This window comes from Syntrophotalea carbinolica DSM 2380 (assembly GCF_000012885.1).
In the GTDB taxonomy this organism is placed as follows: Bacteria; Desulfobacterota; Desulfuromonadia; order Desulfuromonadales; family Syntrophotaleaceae; genus Syntrophotalea; species Syntrophotalea carbinolica.
Genome location: NC_007498.2, coordinates 814,052 through 834,972 on the forward strand (window position 1 = coordinate 814,052; position 20,921 = coordinate 834,972).

Sequence of the window (20,921 nt, forward strand, 5' to 3'; positions counted from 1 at the left end):
GCCTTGCCTATTGTCGAAGATCGCCTGTTTCGCAAAATTAAAAAACTGACGGGAAAAGCCATCGGTGATTTCAATCTTATCGAAGAGGGGGACCGTATCGCCGTGGCGGTTTCGGGAGGTAAGGATTCCTGGACTTTGCTGCATATTCTCGACAGTTTACGGCGGCGGGCGCCGATTCGTTACGAGTTGATCGCGGTCAATGTCGATCCCGGCTTTCCCGGTTACCGCACCGATATTATGGAGGCGCATCTTAGAGAGTACGGCTTTGCCAACCGCATGGAACGTACCGATTGTGCGACCATTATCAAAGAAAAACTGCGTCCCGGATCTTCTTTTTGTGCCTTTTGCGCCCGTCTTCGCCGGGGGGTGCTGTACTCCGTCGCCACTGAACTGGGGTGCAATAAGCTGGCCCTGGGACACCATCTGGATGATTTTGTGGAAACGCTGTTGCTCAATCAGTTCTACGTGGGGACTCTGGCCGCCATGAGTCCCAAGCTGTTGGCCGACAACGGCCAGCATACCGTGATTCGGCCCATGGTTTATGTGGAAGAAAGCGATGTTGCGGCTTTTGCCGAAGCCAACGGACTACCGGCCATCCCCTGCGGGTGTCCCGAGGAAACCCGCTCCGATCAGAACCGGCAGCGCATGAAACGGCTGGTCAGTCAATTAGCCGAAGATATCCCCCATCTGCGCAGCAGCCTTATCGGTGCGCTGGGTAATGTCCAGCCGCGACATCTGCTCGATGCCAGTCTCAAGGATTTCGGTACCGCCGCAGCCGACTGACGGTTGCCGCAGATTGCGGTAGAATATGGTAGCGGCAGGATATGAGGCTGGGCCAATGCGTTGTTGTTTTTCATTCGACTTCAGGAACAAGTAAATAACGGTTCGGCCGTTTTTATGGTTTTTATATAGATTCCCGGTCTGCAAGGCGTAACCTATGACTTCCAGTTTTCATACCAAGGCTGATATCGATCTGGCCAGTGAAGTGCAGCAGTTGCTCTTTCCCAAGGGCTCGCCGCATTGCAACTGGTGCTGTATCGGTACCAAGAATCGCATGGCGCGGGGCCTGGGCGGCGATTATTTTGATTTCATCGCTTTGCCGGACGGTTGTCTGGTGGTGTTTCTTGGGGATGTTACCGGTCATGGTCTGCAGGCCTCGGTGGTCATGGCCCTGCTTTACGGGTTTATACATCGCGGCACCGCCGAAAATTGCAATCCCCGGGAGATGGCATCGCGGGTCAACGAATTTCTGTTTTCCTTTGCTCGTCGCTCCCGCCGGCTGGATCATTTTTTTTCCACGACCCTGTTTTACGGAGTCATCGACCCCGACACTTTGGAGATGCGCTACATCAACAACGGGCAGGGCAATCCGCTGGTGCGCCGCGGCCATAAGATTGTGTCTCTGGAGGCGACAGGGCAGCCGTTGGGGTATTTCGATCAGCCTGAAATTGCCATGGCCCGTTTTCAGTTTCAGCATGGCGATCGATTTCTGCTGTACACTGACGGACTGGTTGAAGCCTTTAATCCCAAGGGGCAGGCTTTCGGTCTGCCCGGGTTGAAACGATTGCTGCGCCATGACCACCGTGGTCATGGCGAATTTCTCGAAGCATTGTTTCAGTCACTGGTGTCATTCGGTGCCCCTGATCCGCCACAGGATGACTGCACCGCCATAACCATCGATTTTAAGCGTCCTGCGGTTTAATCACCGGACCGATATCCAACCATAAAAGCCTTTTGTATGGCCTTACGCGACAGGTCGGGAAATTCGGCGATGGTCTTGCTTGACTAAAATCGAGCCCATGCATCGCTGTCCTTCCGGGTTTTGTCCAGGAGAAACCTTCATGAAACAACGCGAATATCGCGCCGGCGACCGGCAGCACGGATTTGTCATCACTTCGGTTTCAACTTTGCCGGAACTCAACGCCACTCTGGTGCAGTTGCGGCATGAGCGCACCGGCGCGCGCATGGTTCACCTTGACCGGGAGGATGACAATAACCTGTTTTCGGTCGGATTCCGCACCACTCCGCAGGATTCCACCGGTGTCGCGCATATTCTCGAACATACGGTATTGTGCGGTTCGCAAAGGTTCCCGGTGCGTGATCCTTTCTTTACCATGCTGAAGCGCAGTCTCAGCACCTTCATGAACGCTCTGACCGCCAGCGACTGGACCTGTTATCCGTTTGCCTCGCAGAACAAGACCGATTTTTACAACTTGATGGGGATCTATCTCGATGCGGCGTTTTTCCCTTTGCTGCGCGAACAGGATTTTCGGCAGGAGGGGCATCGTCTGGAATTCGCCGAAGCCGGCGATAGCTCTTCCCCGTTGCAATTCAAGGGGGTGGTTTACAACGAGATGAAGGGCGCGATGGCCGACCCATCATCCTTGTTGCACCGACGACTTACCCGCGCTTTGTACCCGACGGTCACTTACGGCTTTAATTCCGGCGGAGAACCGGCCGATATCCTCGATTTGAGCTATGAACAATTGAAGGCGTTTCATGGCACCTATTATCACCCGGCCAACGCCTGGTTCTTCACCTACGGGAATATGCCCCTGGCGGAGCATCTGCAAGCCATAGATGAGCAGGCTTTGTGTCATTTTGATGCGTTGCAGGTTGACAGCGGCATCCCTGACGAAGCCCGCTACACCGAGCCCCGCAGGGTCGAGGAAACCTTTCCGGTCGATGCCGGGGAATCTTTGGAGCATCGCTCCATCGTGCAGTTGGGGTGGCTGACCTGTCCGGTTTCCGATCAGTTCGAGCGGCTTGGCATGATGTTGTTGTCCGAACTGCTGCTGGGTAATCCGGCGGCTCCGCTGTACAAGGCATTGCTCGATTCGAAGTTGGGGCAGAATCTGGCACCCGGCACCGGATACCACGATGATTATCGTGAAACCTACCTGGCCGTCGGTTTGCAGGGCACCGATCCCGAAACTGTCGAAGCGGTCGAAACGCTGATCCTGAACACTTTGCAGGAGATTGTCGATACGGGATTCTCGTCGGAGCAGATCGAAGCGGCCATCCACCAGCTTGAATTCTCCTGCCGCGAGGTCAACGGGGATCAGTATCCGTATGGCTTGTTGCTGTTGATGCGGATGTTCGGATCGTGGCTGCATGCGGACGATCCGGTGTCGCCGCTGTGTCTGGAACAGGACCTGGTGCGCTTGCGGCAGGAATTGGCCAACGGCCCGTTTTTCGAAAACCTGATTCGCCGCCAGTTGCTGGAGAATCCCCACAGGGTGACGTTGCTGCTCAAACCCGATGTCGAGCAGAAATCCCGTGAGGAAAAACAGCTAAAGGCCCGACTGGAAAACATCGAAAAACAACTTTCCGCTGAGGATCGGGAACATCTGCTAGCGCAAGGCGTGGCGTTGCAACAGACCCAGGAGGCGGCCGAGGATCTATCCTGTCTGCCTACTCTGGAGCTTTCCGATATTCCGGCCAGTCAGCCGTTGGTAGACAGCGATCCGTTTGAGTGTCAAGGGGTTCCGGTCCGCTGGTTCGAGCAGCCGACCAACGGTATCGGATATTTTACCGCTCATCTGCAGATCGATGATTTGCCGGAAGAGTTGTTTCAGGATGTGCCCCTGTTCTGCACGCTGTTGACCAAAGTCGGCGCTGCCGGCAAGAACTATCTGGAGATGGCGGAACGCGTGTCGGCGGCTACCGGTGGCGTGCAGGCCAGTGCTTCGCTCCTCGATGGGCCGGCCAGCCTGGATACCTTCCAGTTGGGCGTGGAGTTGCGCGGCAAGGCACTGTTGCGAAATCAACAGCCCATGTTCGATATTCTCAAAGACTTTTGTACGGCACCGGATTTTTCCGATCTTCAGCGCCTGCACACCGTATTGCAGCAGTTGAAAACTTCGCTGGAAAATTCCGTTCCCGGTTCCGGCCACAGTTATGCCTCGAGGGCTGCTTCCGGTTCCTTGACGGCTGCAGGGCGGGTTCGGGAGGTGTGGAGCGGTTTGCACCTGATTCATGCCGTGAAAGAGCTGGCAGCCAGACAACCGGAACAACTCTCGGAATTTGCCCAGCGTCTGCAACGCCTGGCCGCAGCGATTTTCCGCCGCGACCGGTTGCGTTGTGCCATTACCGCCGAAGAGCCGGTCTTCCGGAGTATGCAGCCGGTTCTCGATGGCTTCTTTGCCGAAATACCGGCTGCCGGCGCGTCTGTGCCGCCGCCGAAGCGACCCTCACCCTTTGATGACAAGGCCTCCGGTTGGGTGGCGGCGGTGCCTGTGGCTTATGTGGCGCGGGTTTTCCGTGCGGTTCCGCTGGAGCATCCCGATGGTGCCGTCCTGATGGTTTTGGCCAAGTTGCTGCGCGGCGGTTATCTGCACCGGGAAATCCGTGAAAAAGGCGGTGCTTACGGTGGCATGGCCAATTACGATGCTCAGGGTGGCTTGTTTGCCATGCTGTCCTATCGCGATCCCCACCTGTTGCGCACTCTGGATGTTTTCAGGGACGCAACCCGCTGGGCTGCTGACGGCGGTTTTGCCGCAGTCGACATTAAAGAAGCGATCCTGGGGGTCTTCAGTCAGCTCGACCGGCCCCTGTCGCCGGGCGGCAAGGGGCTTCGGGAATTCCATTATGTGCTGCAGGGATTGACGCCCGAAGCGCGTCAGGTTTTTCGTCAGCGGATCCTTGCTGTTGATGCCGAAGCGCTTTCTGCCGCAGCCGGACGTTATCTGGTGGACGGCTGGCAGGACAGCGCGGTGTCGGTCGTTGCAGGGGAGGACATGTTGCAGGAGGCCAACCTTCAGCTTGGCGATGCGTCCCTGACGCTGGGGCGTATCTGAGTCGTTGGTTCGAAAGCAGGCTTTTGTCGCGGGGCGAATTGTGGTACCTTGGGCCAGCCCGCATCGCCCCGGCGGGATGCTTGTGACGGAAAACTGCTCGGGAGTCGCCATTCATGGAAAAACTGCTGTCCACTAAAGAAGTCGCGCAACGCCTCAGTGTCAACGAAAAGATGGTCTATACGTTGATCACCGAAAAAGGCCTGCCGGCAACCAAAATTACAGGCAAGTGGTTGTTTCCGTCCCACTTGGTGGAACAGTGGGTCGAGAGCATGACCATCAATTATCCTACCGGTGCGGCCGAGTTGCCGCACAAAAGTGGGCTGTTGATGATCGCCGGCAGCGACGATATGCTGCTCGACAGGGCGTTGTCGCTGTTCATGAAGCTCAATGCCGGGTATGTCGTTCTGTTTGGGGCGGTGGGCAGCCTCGGCGGTCTCAAGGCGTTGCGCCGTGGTATGTGTCACATGGCGACCAGCCACCTGGCCGATGAAAACGAAAAGGATTACAATTTTTCCTTTGCGGCCAGTGAGCTTGAGGCGCTCCCGGCGGTGGTTAATTTCTGTCGCCGCGAACAGGGGCTGATTGTCGCCAAGGGCAATCCCCACGGTATCCGCAGTTGCCGGGATATCGCCGAGAAGGATTTGACGGTGGTCAATCGTCCCCTCGGCGCCAGTACCCGGATTATTTTCGATCAGCAGCTGCAAGAGGCCGATATCAAGCCCGCCCGCCTTAAAGGGTATGGCAACGAGGTGTCCCGTCATCTCGATATCGGGCTTGAGATCCTGTCCGGGCGCGCCGATATCGGCCCCGGTATCCGGCCCGCAGCCGCCATGCTGGGCCTCGATTTTCTGCCCTTGCGCTGGGAACGTTTCGACCTGTTGATTCCCAAGGACTGCTTTTTCGACAAATCGATCCAGCAATTTCTCGCCATGTTGCACGAGCCGGCGTTTCACGATCTCGCCGCCAGCATGCCCGGTTACGAGCTGAATCTCGCCGGTCGTATGTTGTTCCCCGGTGAAAGCCGCTGATTGCGGCTGACCCTTTTGCCCACCTTTTCCTTTGCCGTTTTGTCACCTGCCAATGGTGGATCTCTCTTCGAACTTGACCAATGGAGTATACTCCCCGTGGGGGGATTTGTGTAACGATTGAAGTAGTTTACTCAAAAACCCCGTTGACTCTCAATCGTTATCACGGTAATGTTACATCGTTGGTTCAGCCCTTTTGGAGGAGGGCGCGTTGGGAAACATTTTGTAATTTCAGGAGTACACAACCATGTTCAAGGTGAGGAGGAACAACGTGAAATCAATTTTTCGTATTCTGAGTACAAGTTTATTGCTGGTGGCGGTTCTCTGTACCGGCGCCATGGCGACCGAGATTCTGAAGCTGTCGACCACTACCTCGACCGCCAATTCGGGTTTGCTCGACTATCTGCTGCCCAAGTTTGAGGCGAAGTACGACTGCAAGGTCCATGTTCTTCCCATGGGTACCGGCGCGGCCCTCAAGGTAGCTGAGGCCGGCGACGTGGATGTCACCATGGTCCATGCCCGCTCCAAGGAAGACAAGTTTGTTGCTGACGGCTACGGTGTCAACCGTCGCGATCTGATGTACAACGATTTCGTTCTGGTCGGCCCGGCGAAAGACCCGGCCGGCATCAAGTCAGCCAAGACCGCCGCCGAGGCGATGGCCAAAATTGCCGCCGCCAAGGCCAGCTTTATTTCCCGTGGCGACGACAGCGGTACCCACTCCAAGGAACAGGCACTGTGGGGCAAGAGCGGTGTCAAACTTGAAACCCAGACCAAGACCCTCACCAAGAAAGGCAAGAGCCGCGAGATCAGCTATCAGGAACCGGCCGGTTCGAAGGGCTGGTACGACTCTGTAGGCCAGGGCATGGGTGCGGTCCTCAACATGGCCAAAGAAAAACTGGCCTACACCCTGACCGACCGCGGTACCTACATCGCCTACACGGCTGAAAAAGGGTTTGACCTGCCGATTCTGTTCGAAGGCGACGAGTCCCTGTTCAACCCCTACGGTGTGATTGCGGTCAATCCCGAAAAACACCCTCACGTCAAATATGAATTGGCCATGTCCTTCATCGCCTGGCTGACCAGCCCCGAAGGTCAGCAGATGATCAACGACTACAAGAAGCATGGCAAGCAGTTGTTCTACATCTACAAATAAGTACCGATCATCTCGGTTTGAGGTGATAGATGCTCTGGCCCTCCCCGTCGATTTGATTGACGGGGAGGGCTTTTGTTTGCCAAAGTAGTTAGGTTGTTACTCTGATTGAAGGCAACGCGGAGAAAGAATGTACCGACGATGAGGATCCATTCCTTCGAATTCAATATGCGTGAGTTGGGCGGAGCCATGGGGGATTTCGGCACCCTGTTTCCCCTCGCCATCGGCTATATCGTGGTGTGCGGTGTCGATCCCACCGGTATGTTGGTGATGATGGGGCTGGCCAATGTGACGACCGGATTGTTTTATCGACTGCCCATGCCCATCGAACCGATGAAGGTGCTTGCGGTGGTGGCCATCGCCGAGCAGTGGTCGCCTTCGATGGTTTTCGCTTCGGCTTTTGCCATGGGACTGGTCTGGTTGTTCATGTCGGCTGCCGGGGTGATGGGTATTGTCGCCCGCATAACCCCCAAATCGGTGATCCGTGGCATTCAGGCCGCACTCGGTATCATGCTGGCTTTGAAAGCTTTGGAAATGATGGCCACCGGCTGGCTTCTGGCGCTGGTGTCGTTGGTGATCGTGTTGACATTGCGGCAAAATCGGTATGCCCCCGCTGCTGTTGTATTGATACTTCTGGGGGGGGCTGTCATGTATTTCAACGGTACCCCGGACGTTCTGTCGGGGAGCATGTTTGCCTTGCCGGGAGTGCATTCCTTCGCTCTGTCCGAAGTGTGGCAGGCCATGCTGCAGGCCGGATTTTCCCAAATACCTCTGACGGCGACCAATGCCGTTATTGCCACAGCGGTATTGATTCGCCAGTATTGGCCGGACAAGCCGGTCAGTGAAAGGAAGCTGGCCTTCAATATGGGGCTTATGAATCTGGTGGTTCCATTTTTTGGCGGCATGCCGATGTGCCATGGATCCGGCGGTCTGGCCGGGCAATACTATTTCGGGGCGCGCACCGGCGGGGCTAATATTATCGAAGGGATGTTGGAAATCGGACTCGGTCTGTTCCTGGGCGGGAGCATTGTCGGGTTATTTGCGGCCTTTCCTCTGGCCATTGTCGGCGCCATGATGTTGCTGGTGGGCATCGAGTTGACAAAATTCGCCAAGGATATGACCTGGAATTGGCATTTGGCCCCCATGGTTGTGACGCTGCTGGTGGCTGTCTGGACCAATATGGCGTACGGATTTCTGGCCGGCATGCTGCTGCATCATGTCGGTTACCGGTTGTCTTTTCAACGCAGCAGCACATGATCGGTAGGGTAGCGGTGCTTGTGCCACTGGAATGCGTGGCGGTTAGGATGTTGAAGATATAACCGGAATGTTGCCGCAAAAATACTCATATCAGGAATCTGCCGTATCGCGTTCGATGCGGTTTTTTTCATTCAGTCCGAGCCGCGCGGAAAGGGACGGGGAGGAGCCGGGGTGGGCAGCGAGGCTTTAAAGCCGGCAGGTGCAGCCGGGAAAAGCGTCTTTGAATTCCGCTGCAGAATAAACTGGTGCGGATTTTGCTCAGTTTCTCTATAGGTCAGCTGTTTTTTTTAAAGGCGATGTATTATACTGGCGCCTTGTCGGACTTGATCCTTAAGGCCGGTTTCTCTGGTGAAGAAGGTTGTGGGAGTAATCGCATGAATTGGCGCAATGCCCTGGTTGTCGTTTTTACAATATGTTTATTGATGCCGTATGCAGCTTGGGCGCGGGATGCAAAGGTTTTGATCCTCCATTCCTATCATGCGGGGTTTGCCTGGACCGATGATCAGCAGCAAGGATTTCTCGAGGCTCTCAAAGGCAGCGATGTCGTAGGGCAGGTGGCTTTGCGCGTTGAATATCTCGATGCCAGCCCCGGGGGAGATCAAGCGGACCTGCAGGAGTCTTTCTATACCTACCTGAAGACCAAATATACGCGTTTCATCCCTGACCTGATCTATGCGACGGATGATGAAGCCGTAGCTTTTCTTGAGCGTTATCGCCGCAGGTTGTTTCCCTCCACTCCGGTCGTATATAGCGGTCTCGACGATCTGGCTCTGGACAAACGCCTCGACCAGCAGGCCTTTCAAGGGGTTTTCGAGCTGAAAGATGTTGCGGGCAGCATCGCTCTTGCGATGCATCTGGAACCGACCCTGAGAACCTTGTTTTTCATTGGCGATGATTCGGCTGCAGCCCAAGGTATAAAAGGCCGTGTAGAAAAAGAGGCCGCAAAAGTTTCACCGGACATCGAAGTCGTTTTTTATAACAGCGCGTCTGTGGAGGCCATTGAAGCCTTTCTGGGCAACATGCAGCCGAAATTGCTGGTGGTAAGTTCTCTCGAGGGCGTGTACGACGCACAGGGGAACCGGGTCGCCCTGCATGACACCCTGCAGCGTCTGAATGATGTCGGCAGATTCAAGATTTTGGCCATGAAAGACATTTATCTGACCTCCGGAGCGCTTGGCGGCGCGGTTAACCGAGGCCGGGAACAGGGGGGGCAGGCCGGTTATCTGGCCCGTGAGCAGGTTTTTAATGAAACTAATGCCGATAATGAATCCCTGTATGAAGTGGTTTCCACGTCTTATATGTTCGATTATCGACAGATGCAGCGATTTGGGCTGGCGTCCGTCGATCTGCCGCCTGGCAGCACCATCGTCGGGCGGCCCCCGTCTTTCTGGATGCGTCATCGTCTGCTGATTACGGTGTTAAGCGGGATGGCTGGTCTGCAGCTGCTGGCGGGCTGGTTCCTGTGGCGATTGAGCGGTACCCGGCGTGGAACCCAGAAATATCTGCATGAGAAGGAAGCTCAGTTCAAAACCGTGATCCGTGCCACGCATGATGCCGTGGTCGTTATCAATGAGCGCGGCCTTGTCACTCTTTTCAATCCTGCCGCGGAAGAACTGTTCGGCTGGAGCAGCGCGGAGATGCTTGGTTGCAATCTTGATATTCTTATGCCGGAAGGGTATCGCGATCAGCACCGACATGATGTTGCCAGCTTTTTCAGTACCGGCGAGCCTTCAGAGGCGGTGGGGCGGAGTCTCGAGCTGTTGGCGGTGCATCGTTCCGGTAAGGAGTTTCCCATTGAGTTGAGCCTGTCGGTTGGGAAATATGGTCACGAGCGCTTCGTGTTGGCCATTTTGCGCGACATCTCCAGTCAACGCCAGGTGGAACGGGAAATCAAACAGTTGGCCTATTATGACAGTTTGACAGGCCTGCCCAACAGGGCTCTGTTTGAGGATCGTTTCCGTCGTGTGCTGACCACTGCAGACCGGGCGGGAAAAATGGCGGCACTGCTGTTTATCGGGGTCGACAATCTCAATTCCATCAATGATACCCACGGCCACACCTATGGCGATAAATTGCTCAAAGTAATCGGGCAGCGGCTGGTTGCTGTTGCTCAAAATGGGGCCACGGTGGTTCGCTGGGAGGGGGATAAATTTGTTGTCCTGCTGCCCGGCTTGTCGGATGCGGAAACGGCTGATACCGTAGCCAGGCAGATCCTCCAGTCAATTGCCGAGCCGTGTGAGGTCGATGATCAGTCTTTTTTCGTGACAGCCAGCATCGGCGGCGCCGTCTATCCCCAGCACGGGGCCGATGGCGACAAGCTGCTAAAAAATGCGGATATGGCCATGTATGCGTCCAAAGAGTTGGGGCGCAATACCTATTGCACCTTTACCGAGGAGATGAATCGTCGGGTATTGGAACGCAGCGGGCTTGAACACAACTTGAGACTAGCGCTTGCACGGGAAGAGTTTTTTCTCGCTTATCAACCGCAAGTCGATCAGGCCACGGGAAAAGTTTTGGGTTCCGAGGCCTTGTTGAGGTGGCGGCATGCCGAAAAAGGTATGATCTCTCCGGGCCAGTTTATTCCTTTGGCCGAGGAAAGCGGTCTGATCCTGCCTATCGGGCATTGGGTGTTGCAGACCGCCTGTGCGCAGAACAAAGCATGGCAGCTTGCAGGTTATCCGCCCATGCGTATTGCGGTTAATCTCTCGGCGCGTCAATTTCAGCAGCCTGATTTTTTTGATCAGGTGGCCCAGGTTCTGAAAGATACGGAACTGGATCCTCGATATCTGGAGCTGGAGCTGACCGAAAGTTTGCTTATGGCGGATGCGGATGTCGCGGTCGAAACGCTTCGCGCCTTACGAGATCTCGGTGTGGGGATTGCCATCGACGATTTCGGTACCGGCTATTCTTCCCTGAGTTATCTCAAGACTTTCCCCATCGACCGGATAAAAATCGCGCAGGAATTCGTGCTGGACATCACTCGCGACCCTGGTGATGCGGCCATCGTCGAAACGGTTATTGCCATGGCCCATGGGCTTGGTCTGGATATCGTGGCGGAGGGTGTGGAAACCGAGGCCCAGCTTGAATTTCTGCGTGCCCGCAGATGCCAGGTTATGCAGGGGTATTATTTCGGTCGGCCGATGCCGGCTGAAAATTTCATTGAATATCTGTCGGAGAACCTGGTGTCGGTTTTTCCGGAAGTTGCTCGCGGCGCTTGAGTCAAGCACCGGGTTGTCGCGCAAAACGGCAATCTCAAGTCGGGCGATCTCGACGGTCATCCAGTTGTTTGAGCATGCGACATTCTTCTTCCCTGTAAGTTGTTAAACGATCGGTCAGCAGATCGAAGTCTACTTTGTGGCCGTCGAATTCGGGGCCATCCACACAGGCAAATTTCATCTCCCCATCGACCATGACGCGGCACCCGCCGCACATCCCCGTTCCATCGATCATAATAGGGTTAAGGCTGACGATAGTGCGGACACCGTAGGGCCGGGTCATCTCGGCTACGGCGCGCATCATGGGTACAGGTCCGGCAGCGAAAACGACCTGGGGTTGTAAGGAACTGTCGCGTAACTGTTTCTCCAATACCTGCGTTACGAATCCCTTTTGCCCCAGGCTGCCATCTTCGGTTGTGATATGGATCGGGTGGCAGAAGGCAGCCAGTTCATCCCGGAGAATGATCAGTGATGCCGTACGTCCGCCGATCAAGGCGGTGACCTGATTGCCGGCAGCGGCCAGTGCTTTGGCCACCGGGTAGAGAACGGCCGTTCCCACGCCGCCGCCGACACAGGTTGCGCGTCCCCATTTTTGGATGTCGGTAGGTCTGCCCAAAGGTCCTGCCACATCCCGCAGGCTGGAACCCGCCGCCATTTTCACCAACCGCCCTGTACTGTATCCCACTGCCTGGACGTATAGAATGATGGTTCCCTGCCGCTCATCGGCGTCGGCAATGGTCAGGGGAATCCGTTCGGCCTGCCGGTCAGCGTGCACAATGACAAATTGTCCGGGGCGGCGATGGCCTGCGATGCGCGGCGCCAGGACGGCCAGACGGTATAGTTTGGGGGCGATCTGTTCGTTGCTCAGGATTTTGAACATCGTGGCCTCGTTCGAAGAAGATGGATTCCTATCTGTACCAAGTATAGCACTGCTGTGCGGTGTTCCTGCGGAGGCGAAAAAGATAAGAGATGGGCCATGGTTCCGGAACCGGGCATGGTCGTGGGGCGGGCTGGTCCAGGTCAGGTTGAGCAGGGTGCCGGGAGTCAGGCGTTTTTTAGCGGGACACCACCAAAACGCCGGATTATATATGCGCCACTGGACAAATCAGCTCGGTGCGGTATGGTTGGCAGGAGTGTGCGTCAAACCATCCAACAACGGAGGTCGTACTATGGGAACGCATTATATCACCGAAGACTGTATCAATTGCGGGGCCTGTGCCGATGTTTGTCCGGTCGATGCTATCAGTGAAAAAGGGGAATTGCATATCGTCGATCAGCCGACCTGCACGGATTGCGGTGCGTGCGATGAAGTTTGTCCGGTTGACGCCATCAAGTGGGATTGAACGCCCGTTACCTTTGTCGGTGAACGGGTGTTCAATAACTCGATGTATGTTCGCGTCCCTTGTGTTTATGGCAAGGGACGTTTTTTTGGGTAAGGCGATTAGGCTTTATCGGCAGCACGTGTGGCGATGAATTGGCGAAGACGGGCCAGGGCCAACTTGATATTGTCCAGGGAATTGGCGTAGGAAAAACGCAGATAACCTTCGCCACCTGCGCCGAAATCGACTCCCGGGGTCAGGGCCACGCCGGTTTCCTCCAGGATGGTCAAAGCCAATTTGCGGGAATCCTGGCCGAGGTGCCGGGCATCGGCAAGGGCATAAAATGCTCCGGTGGGACAGCTGTGCAAGGGGAGGCCGAGCTTGGGGAGTTCTTCGATGAGGTAGCGGCGGCGTTGGTCGTAGATGGCGCGCATGCGTGCCACGTCTTGCTGGCAATCGCGCAGCGCGGTTATGCCGGCGACCTGTACGAAATTTCCGGCACAGATCATGAAATTTTGATGCAGGCATTGCAGTGTGCGGATGCAGCTTGCAGGGACGATCAGATAACCAAGCCGCCAACCGGTCATGGCATAGGCTTTGGAAAACCCGCCAAGTACAAAGGCATTCTGGGTAAACTCCAGGACGCTGCGTTCTTCGCCTTCGTAGGTCAAGCCATGGTAGATTTCATCGGAAATCAAGGGTACGGGCATGGTCGCCATTTCGGCCAGCCACGCTGAAGGCAGCACGGACCCGGTGGGGTTGGAGGGGGAGTTGATGAGAATCCCACGGGTGCGCGGACTGAGATTTTCACGGATGTGCTCGGGGCGTGGCTGAAAACCGTCTTCGGCGCGGGTCCGTAAAAAGACCGGTTCACCGCCGGCAAAACGGATAAAGTTGGGATAACAGGCATAGCTCGGATCGCTCAGGATCAGCTCGTCCCCCTTGTTTAACAGCGCGGAAAACAGCAGTAGCATGAGGGGGCTGGTGCCGGCGGAAACAAGGATGCGCGAAGCTTCGACAGCAACACCGTAGCGTTGCCGGTAATGGTCGGCGATGGCCTGGCGAATTTCCGGCAGGCCCAGGGAATGGGTATAGGTGGTGCTGCCTGCTTCGATAGCCTGAATGGCCGCGTTCCGAACCGGTTCGGGAGTGGGCAGGTCCGGTTCGCCGAGGCACAGGTAAATGATATCCCGTCCACCGGCTTCCAGTTCCTTGGCGCGCTCCATGATTTCCATGGCGAGGAACGGCTTGACATGCAGGGCGCGGGGCGACAGTTCAATATGCATGGTTGATGGTCTCTATCTCACTTAGGGGGTTTGCTGGCCGGCACCGCGCGCTTGAAGGCCCAGGCCTCTATCTTTTTGATCTGCTCGGCCATGGTGATCGACAGGGGCACGGTGCGCGCAATAGCTTCCATGATATCTTGTTGCTGCATGGGGCGCTCAAGGGCCATGGCTTCGAAAGAGGCACTGGCAACGGCTTGCTCGATTTCGGCACCGGAAAAGCCTTTGGCTGAATGGGCCAGCATGCTCAGGGAGATACCTTCCAGGGCGTGATTGCGCCTTTCCAGGTGGATGCGGAAAATATCCTGTCTTTCTTCAACGGATGGCAGGGCGACATAGAAGATTTCATCGAAGCGCCCCTTGCGCAGCATTTCTGCCGGTAACATTTCTATGGCGTTGGCTGTGGCTGCGACAAAAACCGGATGCTGCTTTTCCTGCATCCAGGTTAAAAAGTAACCGAGAACCCTGGAGGCCGAACCACCTTCTGACTTGAATCCCTGGTTGGAAATCCCCGCCTCGATTTCATCGATCCATAAGACGCAGGGGGCCAGGGATTCGGCGACCCGGCAAGCCTGGCGCAGGCTGCTTTCCGGAGAGCCGAAGGTGCCTTCATAAATGGTGGCCATATCCAGTCGTACCATCGGCAGATGCCAGCGTGCCGCTATGGCTTTCACAAAAAGACTTTTTCCGCAGCCGCTGATACCCATGATCAAAATGCCTTTGGGAAGATTGCGTCCTTCTGCAAGATCGTCGCAGCCGAAAACTTTTTCCCGTTTGGATAGCCAGTGTTTAAGGTTCTCCATGCCGCCGACCTGGGCTGAAGCCGGTGGTGTGTCAATAAACTCCATAATGCCGCTTTTGCGCAGCAGTTGTTTTTTGTCAAGGAACAGCGTGTCGATCAGTTCGTTTAAAGACGTTTTTTTTGTGGTCCGACTCAGGCGCAGGGCACTTTCTATATTGCAATAATCAAGTCCCTGAGAGGCTGTTACGAGCTGATTGAGCGCGTCGTCGCTGACCATCATCTGTTGCAGCAGAGGGTCGCGTTGTCTGCGATTTTCCAAATAGGAGCGGAGCTCCGAACGGTCGGGCAGAGGATGTTCGAAAACCTGCATGGAGCGTTGGAGCACTTCCGGCAGGGCCGTCGATGGGCCGAGGAAAATAAGGGTTTTCTGATGGGCGTGACGCTGCGCGGCAAAATCCAGCAGAGTCCTTTGTAGGAAGGGGTTGTCATGCCAGAACCAATGGAGATCCTTAAAAATAAAAATGCCGCGGCAGTCTTGCCCCAGCGCCCAGCGCAGGCCTGACAACGCTTCTTCGGTTCCTTCAACGCTGGGAAAGCCGCTGGTGCATGACCAGGATTGCGGTATGGAAAAATTCTTGAGCCCGCGTTCCGCGGTGCGGGTAATCATGCTTTCGGTGCGAGATTCGTTGTCGGTAGCCAGATAGATGAGCGGGGTGCCTGCCGCAATCAGGCGAAGAAGGTGGTTGGCGGTTATGCGTTCCTGCATACATAGGCTCCTTTGCTGAGGCCGCGGTTTGGCAAAATGCAGCTTTTGCACCTTAAACCAAACATCGGTAAATGTCCATGGCGTGGCGAACCTGTCGGAGTTCGTACTTGCAGGTCGGAGTTTCCTTGCATTATGTGCAGAAATAGGCTAGTTTTCGTGCGGAAACCCTAGTCTCCAGGGGCTGCTGTTCGGTCCGGCTGCATCGGACGCCACGCACCTTGTTTCCGGCTTTCTGCCCTGTCGACAGGGGGGGCCGCGCTTTGGATGTTTTTCCGGGGAAAACGGTAAAGCATGGTAGTGATTGTGTAACGATTTTCCGGCGACGGGGTTGCCCGTCCACGCCGGTTTCGGATTATTCTATCTGCCGGCAGATGGATTGCCCTGTCGGGGCGGTCATCTTGCCTATATTGAGGTTTTGTTGTATGCGCTACACGGATTATCTTCTTCCTACATTGAAGGAAACGCCTTCCGACGCGGAAGTCATCAGTCATAAACTCATGCTCAGAGCCGGCATGATTCGTAAGCTTGCCGCCGGTATTTACAATTATCTGCCTTTTGGGCTGCGTTCCATTCGCAAAGTCGAGCAGATTGTGCGTGAAGAAATGGATCGGGCCGGTGCCATGGAGCTTCTCATGCCCATGGTTGTGCCTTCCGAACTATGGGAAGAGTCGGGGCGCTGGGAGCACTACGGCAAGGAATTGCTGCGTTTCACCGATCGTAAAGATGCTTCTTTTTGTCTGGGCCCCACCCATGAGGAAGTCATCACCGACCTGGTTCGCAACACCGTTCGTTCCTATCGCCAATTGCCCCTTAACCTCTACCAGATTCAAGGCAAGTTCCGGGACGAAATAAGACCTCGCTTCGGCTTGATGCGCGGCCGCGAATTCATTATGAAGGATGCCTATTCTTTCGATATTGACGAGGCCGGCGCGGACGTAGCTTACGAAAAAATGTATCAGGCATACCGGCGTATTTTCGAGCGGTGCGGATTAAAGTTCCGGGCTGTGGAAGCCGATACGGGAAACATCGGTGGGAGTTCTTCCCATGAGTTCATGGTCTTGGCGGCCTCCGGTGAAGACGCTATCGTGTCCTGTGGGCAGTGTGAATATGCCGCGAATATCGAGAAGGCCGAAGTTGCGTTAACGGCGAGCGATACGCCTGTAGCCGCAGCTGAGTTGGCCAGGGTGGACACGCCCGGGTGTAAAAGCATTGAAGAAGTCGCTGCGTTTTTGAAGGTCGACAAGGAGCGTCTGGTCAAGACGCTGATAGTGCAGACCGATGCCGGAGAGACACTGGCTGTATTGTTGCGTGGGAATCACGAACTTAACGATATAAAATTATGCCGTCTTCTGGGCTGCAACGAGATTACCCTGGCGCCGGACGATGTGGTCGGCAAGGTTACCGGCGCAGCTCCCGGTTTTGCTGGGCCGGTGGATTTGTCCCTGAGGGTTTTGGCGGACTTTGCGGTTCAGGGCATGGCCGATTTTGTGACGGGAGCCAATGCCGCTGATACTCACTATGTGGGGGTCAACCTTGAGCGGGATTTCACCGTGGAGCAGTTTGCCGACCTGCGCGCGGCCGAAGCTGGCGATATCTGCCCGCGGTGTGGCGGCGTGTTGGAGATCTGGCGTGGCATCGAAGTCGGCCATGTCTTTAAGCTGGGCACGAAATATTCGGCTGCCCTGGGTGCTACCGTATTGGACGATCAGGGGCAGGATCGCGAATTGTTCATGGGGTGTTACGGGATCGGTGTGGGGCGCACGGTTGCTGCTGCCATTGAGCAGAACCATGATGAAAACGGAATCGTTTTTCCCATGCCCATCGCGCCTTTTCATGTCTTGGTAACCGTTGTCAATCCTCGCCAGGAGGAGGTTCTCGCTGCTGCTGAGAATCTCTATGCCGAGCTACAGGCTCTTGGTGTCGAAGTGTTGCTGGACGATCGCGATGAACGGCCCGGCAGTAAATTTAAAGATGCCGATCTGATCGGTATTCCGCTGCGCCTGACGGTCGGTGCGCGCGGTCTCAAGGAAAATGCTGTAGAATTGCAGGAGCGTGCCGGTGGCGAGCGGCGTATGCTTCCTCTTGCGGAAGCTGCGGCTCTGGTGCGGGATATGGTCGTTGAGGCCTGCGGCCGATAACGAATCCGGCACCGGGTAGCTTGGCTGATCTTTCTTCTTGGTTGGATACGTGAAACACAGGACGAGGTATGAGTAAGATAAATATCGACGGCAGTGGACGCTTGGAGTTACCGGTATCTGTGGTAAGGGAAATTGGAGCCGCATCTCTGGAGTTGGTGTGTCATTCAAATGCTCACCTGCTTTTCTCCAATGTAGACTGTGGCTTTCAGCTGGCGGGCGTCCTGGGCGAAATCGCCATGGTCGATGTGCTCTCCTTTTTGAATATGTTTCGCAAGACGGGGGCGCTGGTTGTCAGCTTGGCCGGTGGCGAGAAAGAAGTCAGCTTTTTGCGTGGCGAGATCGTCGCCGCGGCAAGCTCCTTTCCCGAAGAAGATATCTGTACGGTGTTGCTTGAGATGGGGAAGCTCGATCAGGGGGCGCTGCCCAAGTATCGCCAGTTGATAGCCGGTTCCGGTGGCAGCGGCCGCGTGCTGGTGGAAAAGGGAGTCATCGCTCCCAAGGATCTCTGGCTGGCGACCCGAAGCCAGGTCGAAAATATCGTGTTCAATATTTTCGGCGCCTCTCAGGGAAGTTTCTTCTTCCTTGAGAAAGAGCCCGAAAAAGAAAAGATGGTGCGCCTGGCCATGACCACCCAGAACATGATTATGGAGGGGTTGCGTCGTGTCGATGAACGTGCCCTTTTTATGCGGGTTATTCGTTCCATGGATGCGCTGCCGAAGGCCTCGGGCAAGTCCGTTGAGAATCTCACGGCTGAGGAAGAGCGACTGCTCAAGCTGATCGTTGGTGGAGGCTTGGATGTCCGGGAGCTTCTGCGACGCGGCAAAATGTCGGAATTTGAAGGCCTGCGTGCGCTTTACGAGTTGATTAATAAGGGTGCTGTATCCATACAGGATGCTCCCGCGACTGCCGTCGCTGGTGACCTTGGTGAAATTTTACTGGTTTTCAACGGCGCCTTAACGGCCCTGTATCGCAGGGTTTCGGCCAAGAACAGCGAGTTTCTCAACGAAATAACCACTTTTTTGCGGCAGATGCCCTCGCCTTTTTCTTATGTTTTCAAGGACGTCAGTCTGCGCGAGGACGGTACGGTTGACGGCCGCAAAGTGCTGACCAATCTGTCGGGACTTGAAGAGCAGGATAAAAAGCGGTTGTTGGCCGAGGCCCTTAGTGAATTGATTTATATGGAATGTATGGCTGCTCAGCGTGATCTCGGGCAGGCCGAATCCGCCCGCCTGATCCAGAAAGTTCAGGAAGTGCCAAGGCGCGTCAATAAGCTCTTGGTTAAAAAACAGTTTTCCGAAGGATGATGTCATGCTTGTCGAAGCGCGTAAAAAATTGATCTTTGCCCTTGATGTCGAGTCGGGGGCATCGGCGGAAGAATGGGTGCGGCGCCTGCGTGGCAAAGTCGGAGTATTTAAAGTCGGCAAACAGCTCTTTACCCGATGCGGGCCCGATGTGGTTCGCATGATCCGGGACCATGGCGGCGAGGTTTTTCTCGATCTGAAATTCCATGATATTCCCAATACCGTTGCCAAGGCCGCCATTGAGGCGTGTCGTCTCGGGGTGCGCATGTTCAATGTGCATGCCTTGGGTGGGCGTGCGATGATGGCGGGGGCAGCCGAGGCGGTGAGAGAATACTTTGCCGCCGGTGAGGATGTGCCGCCGTTGCTCCTGGGGGTTACGATCTTGACTTCTTCCAGCGAAGAAACGTTGCGGGAGGTCGGTGTCGACAGGCCTGTCGAAGAAATGGTACCTCGCCTGGCATGTCTGGCGAAGGGGGCAGGGCTCGATGGCGTCGTAGCCTCGCCGCGGGAAGTCGGCTTGATACGCCGGGCCTGCGGGCGCGATTTTGCTATCGTGACACCGGGGGTGCGGCCCTCTTTCGCGGAAACAAACGATCAGCAGCGCATTATGACCCCGGGTGAGGCGATTGCTGCCGGATCCGATTTCCTGGTGGTCGGTCGGCCCATCGCTGCATCCGAAGATCCGGTGGGCGCTGCTCAGCGTATCGTGGAAGAGATGGCAGCCGCGTTGGAAGAGGGCTGAATCTGTGGGTAGTCTCATTTACGGCGTAAATCCTGTTCTGGAAGCGCTTAAGAGTCGACAGCGCAAGCCTTTGGAGTTGCTGGTGCTGCACGGCGCGGAATCGTCGCGGCTTTCTGCTGTATGCGAGGCTGCCCGTGCTCGTCGCGTAGCCATTCGCTCCCTGGATCGCCGCGAGTTGGATGCTCTTGCCGAGGGCGCGCGCCATCAAGGGGTGGCGTTGCGACTGGAATCCCAATCGGTGATAGCGCTTGAAGATCTTTTGGATCTCTGGCGAAATGCCGGCGGCAAAGGGGTGATTCTGGTGCTCGACGGCATTACCGATCCACATAACCTCGGAGCATTGGCAAGGTCGGCGGAAGCTGTAGGCTGCCAGGGGATCGTTCTTCCCAAGGATCGGAGCTGTCCCATTACAGCCGCTGCCGAAAAGGCATCGGCCGGTGCTTTGGCGTATCTTCCGGTATGCCGCGTGACGAATGTCGCGCGTTCTTTAGAAGTTTTCAAGCAAGCCGGATTCTGGGTGTATGGCCTCGCCGGTGACGCTGGATCGCAAAGTCTTTACGATACCGACCTGCGCGGCAACGTGGTGCTGGTTGTCGGCGGTGAGGGAAAGGGCTTGCGGGATAATGTCAGAAAGCACTGTGATGCGCTGCTGGCGATTCCTATGCGCGGTCAAGTCTCTTCTCTCAATGCTTCCGTTGCCGGTGGTGTAGCGCTGTTTGAGGTTCTTCGTCAGCAGACGGTTTGAGGCTGTAAGTCGCTGTCCGTGGGGTGACTGCCGGGCAGTCAGATTGTTGTTTTTTGAAAAGATCGTTTTTTTTGGAGAAAAGAGTTGACAGGCAGGGGGTGGATGGACTATACCTTTGCTCCGTTCGCCGCAACGAGCATGGGCGAAAAAACTGCTTGCAATTTATATCCAATAGGGTTATAAAGCGCATCTGTGCCTGGCTGGCGTAGCTCAATTGGTAGAGCAGCTGACTTGTAATCAGCAGGTTGCGGGTTCAATTCCTGTCGCCAGCTCCATCAAAAGGACGGGCAGCAGACACAACACAATCTAAGCGTGTCCCCTGGAGGGGTTCCCGAGTGGCCAAAGGGATCAGACTGTAAATCTGACGTCGTAGACTTCGGAGGTTCGAATCCTCCCCCCTCCACCATTTGAATACTTGCCGAATGAGACTGTGGCAAGG

The 20,921-nt window shown here is 55.7% G+C and carries 15 protein-coding genes and 2 tRNA genes; 14 read left to right on the forward strand and 3 right to left on the reverse strand.

Annotated features, from left to right (window positions below; translation table 11 throughout):
* Window positions 1-3 precede the first annotated feature (3 nt).
* From ttcA to PCAR_RS17670, 7 genes are all read left to right on the forward strand, one after another.
* Window positions 4-783, forward strand: coding sequence for a tRNA 2-thiocytidine(32) synthetase TtcA (gene ttcA, locus PCAR_RS04110; protein WP_011340373.1), 780 nt, complete (start codon window positions 4-6; stop codon window positions 781-783).
* Window positions 784-937: 154 nt separating this feature from the next.
* Window positions 938-1,702, forward strand: a complete 765-nt coding sequence (locus PCAR_RS04115) for a PP2C family protein-serine/threonine phosphatase (protein ID WP_011340374.1) — start codon at window positions 938-940, stop codon at window positions 1,700-1,702.
* A 139-nt stretch (window positions 1,703-1,841) separates the two neighbouring features.
* Complete coding sequence (locus PCAR_RS04120) at window positions 1,842-4,799, forward strand: insulinase family protein (RefSeq protein ID WP_011340375.1); 2,958 nt, start codon at window positions 1,842-1,844, stop codon at window positions 4,797-4,799.
* 113 nt (window positions 4,800-4,912) lie between these two features.
* The gene (locus PCAR_RS04125) at window positions 4,913-5,827 is read left to right on the forward strand and encodes a helix-turn-helix transcriptional regulator (RefSeq protein ID WP_011340376.1); all 915 of its coding nucleotides are present in this window, start codon (window positions 4,913-4,915) and stop codon (window positions 5,825-5,827) included.
* A 244-nt stretch (window positions 5,828-6,071) separates the two neighbouring features.
* Window positions 6,072-6,977 (forward strand): substrate-binding domain-containing protein, encoded by a 906-nt coding sequence (locus PCAR_RS04130; RefSeq protein ID WP_011340377.1) that lies wholly within the window; start codon window positions 6,072-6,074, stop codon window positions 6,975-6,977.
* A 138-nt stretch (window positions 6,978-7,115) separates the two neighbouring features.
* Window positions 7,116-8,231, forward strand: a complete 1,116-nt coding sequence (locus PCAR_RS04135; protein ID WP_011340378.1) for a putative sulfate/molybdate transporter — start codon at window positions 7,116-7,118, stop codon at window positions 8,229-8,231.
* A gap of 374 nt (window positions 8,232-8,605) precedes the next feature.
* The gene (locus tag PCAR_RS17670) at window positions 8,606-11,449 is read left to right on the forward strand and encodes an EAL domain-containing protein (protein ID WP_011340379.1); all 2,844 of its coding nucleotides are present in this window, start codon (window positions 8,606-8,608) and stop codon (window positions 11,447-11,449) included.
* A 34-nt stretch (window positions 11,450-11,483) separates the two neighbouring features.
* Here the strand turns inward: PCAR_RS17670 and PCAR_RS04145 are convergent, their stop codons facing one another.
* Window positions 11,484-12,326 carry a sulfide/dihydroorotate dehydrogenase-like FAD/NAD-binding protein gene (locus PCAR_RS04145; RefSeq protein ID WP_011340380.1) on the reverse strand — a complete coding sequence of 281 codons (843 nt, stop codon included), beginning with the start codon at window positions 12,324-12,326 and terminating at the stop codon, window positions 11,484-11,486.
* A gap of 289 nt (window positions 12,327-12,615) precedes the next feature.
* On the opposite strand from PCAR_RS04145, the gene PCAR_RS04150 reads away from it, so the two are divergent.
* A complete protein-coding gene (locus PCAR_RS04150; RefSeq protein WP_011340381.1) occupies window positions 12,616-12,789 on the forward strand; it encodes a 4Fe-4S binding protein in 174 nt (57 codons plus the stop codon).
* A gap of 98 nt (window positions 12,790-12,887) precedes the next feature.
* On the opposite strand, the gene PCAR_RS04155 is transcribed toward PCAR_RS04150, so the two are convergent.
* Window positions 12,888-14,051 carry a pyridoxal phosphate-dependent aminotransferase gene (locus PCAR_RS04155; protein ID WP_011340382.1) on the reverse strand — a complete coding sequence of 388 codons (1,164 nt, stop codon included), beginning with the start codon at window positions 14,049-14,051 and terminating at the stop codon, window positions 12,888-12,890.
* 17 nt (window positions 14,052-14,068) lie between these two features.
* Window positions 14,069-15,556, reverse strand: coding sequence for an AAA family ATPase (locus tag PCAR_RS04160; protein WP_011340383.1), 1,488 nt, complete (start codon window positions 15,554-15,556; stop codon window positions 14,069-14,071).
* A 422-nt stretch (window positions 15,557-15,978) separates the two neighbouring features.
* On the opposite strand from PCAR_RS04160, the gene PCAR_RS04165 reads away from it, so the two are divergent.
* The 6 genes from PCAR_RS04165 (at window position 15,979) to PCAR_RS04190 (ending at window position 20,888) form a co-directional block, all read left to right on the forward strand.
* A complete protein-coding gene (locus tag PCAR_RS04165) occupies window positions 15,979-17,694 on the forward strand; it encodes a proline--tRNA ligase (protein ID WP_011340384.1) in 1,716 nt (571 codons plus the stop codon).
* Window positions 17,695-17,762: 68 nt separating this feature from the next.
* Complete coding sequence (locus PCAR_RS04170; protein WP_011340385.1) at window positions 17,763-18,998, forward strand: DUF4388 domain-containing protein; 1,236 nt, start codon at window positions 17,763-17,765, stop codon at window positions 18,996-18,998.
* 4 nt (window positions 18,999-19,002) lie between these two features.
* Window positions 19,003-19,737 carry an orotidine-5'-phosphate decarboxylase gene (pyrF, locus tag PCAR_RS04175; RefSeq protein ID WP_011340386.1) on the forward strand — a complete coding sequence of 245 codons (735 nt, stop codon included), beginning with the start codon at window positions 19,003-19,005 and terminating at the stop codon, window positions 19,735-19,737.
* A 4-nt stretch (window positions 19,738-19,741) separates the two neighbouring features.
* Window positions 19,742-20,482, forward strand: a complete 741-nt coding sequence (gene rlmB / locus PCAR_RS04180; RefSeq protein ID WP_011340387.1) for a 23S rRNA (guanosine(2251)-2'-O)-methyltransferase RlmB — start codon at window positions 19,742-19,744, stop codon at window positions 20,480-20,482.
* A gap of 199 nt (window positions 20,483-20,681) precedes the next feature.
* Window positions 20,682-20,757: transfer RNA gene (locus tag PCAR_RS04185), tRNA-Thr, on the forward strand.
* A gap of 46 nt (window positions 20,758-20,803) precedes the next feature.
* Window positions 20,804-20,888 (forward strand) — tRNA-Tyr (locus tag PCAR_RS04190).
* Window positions 20,889-20,921: the final 33 nt, after the last annotated feature.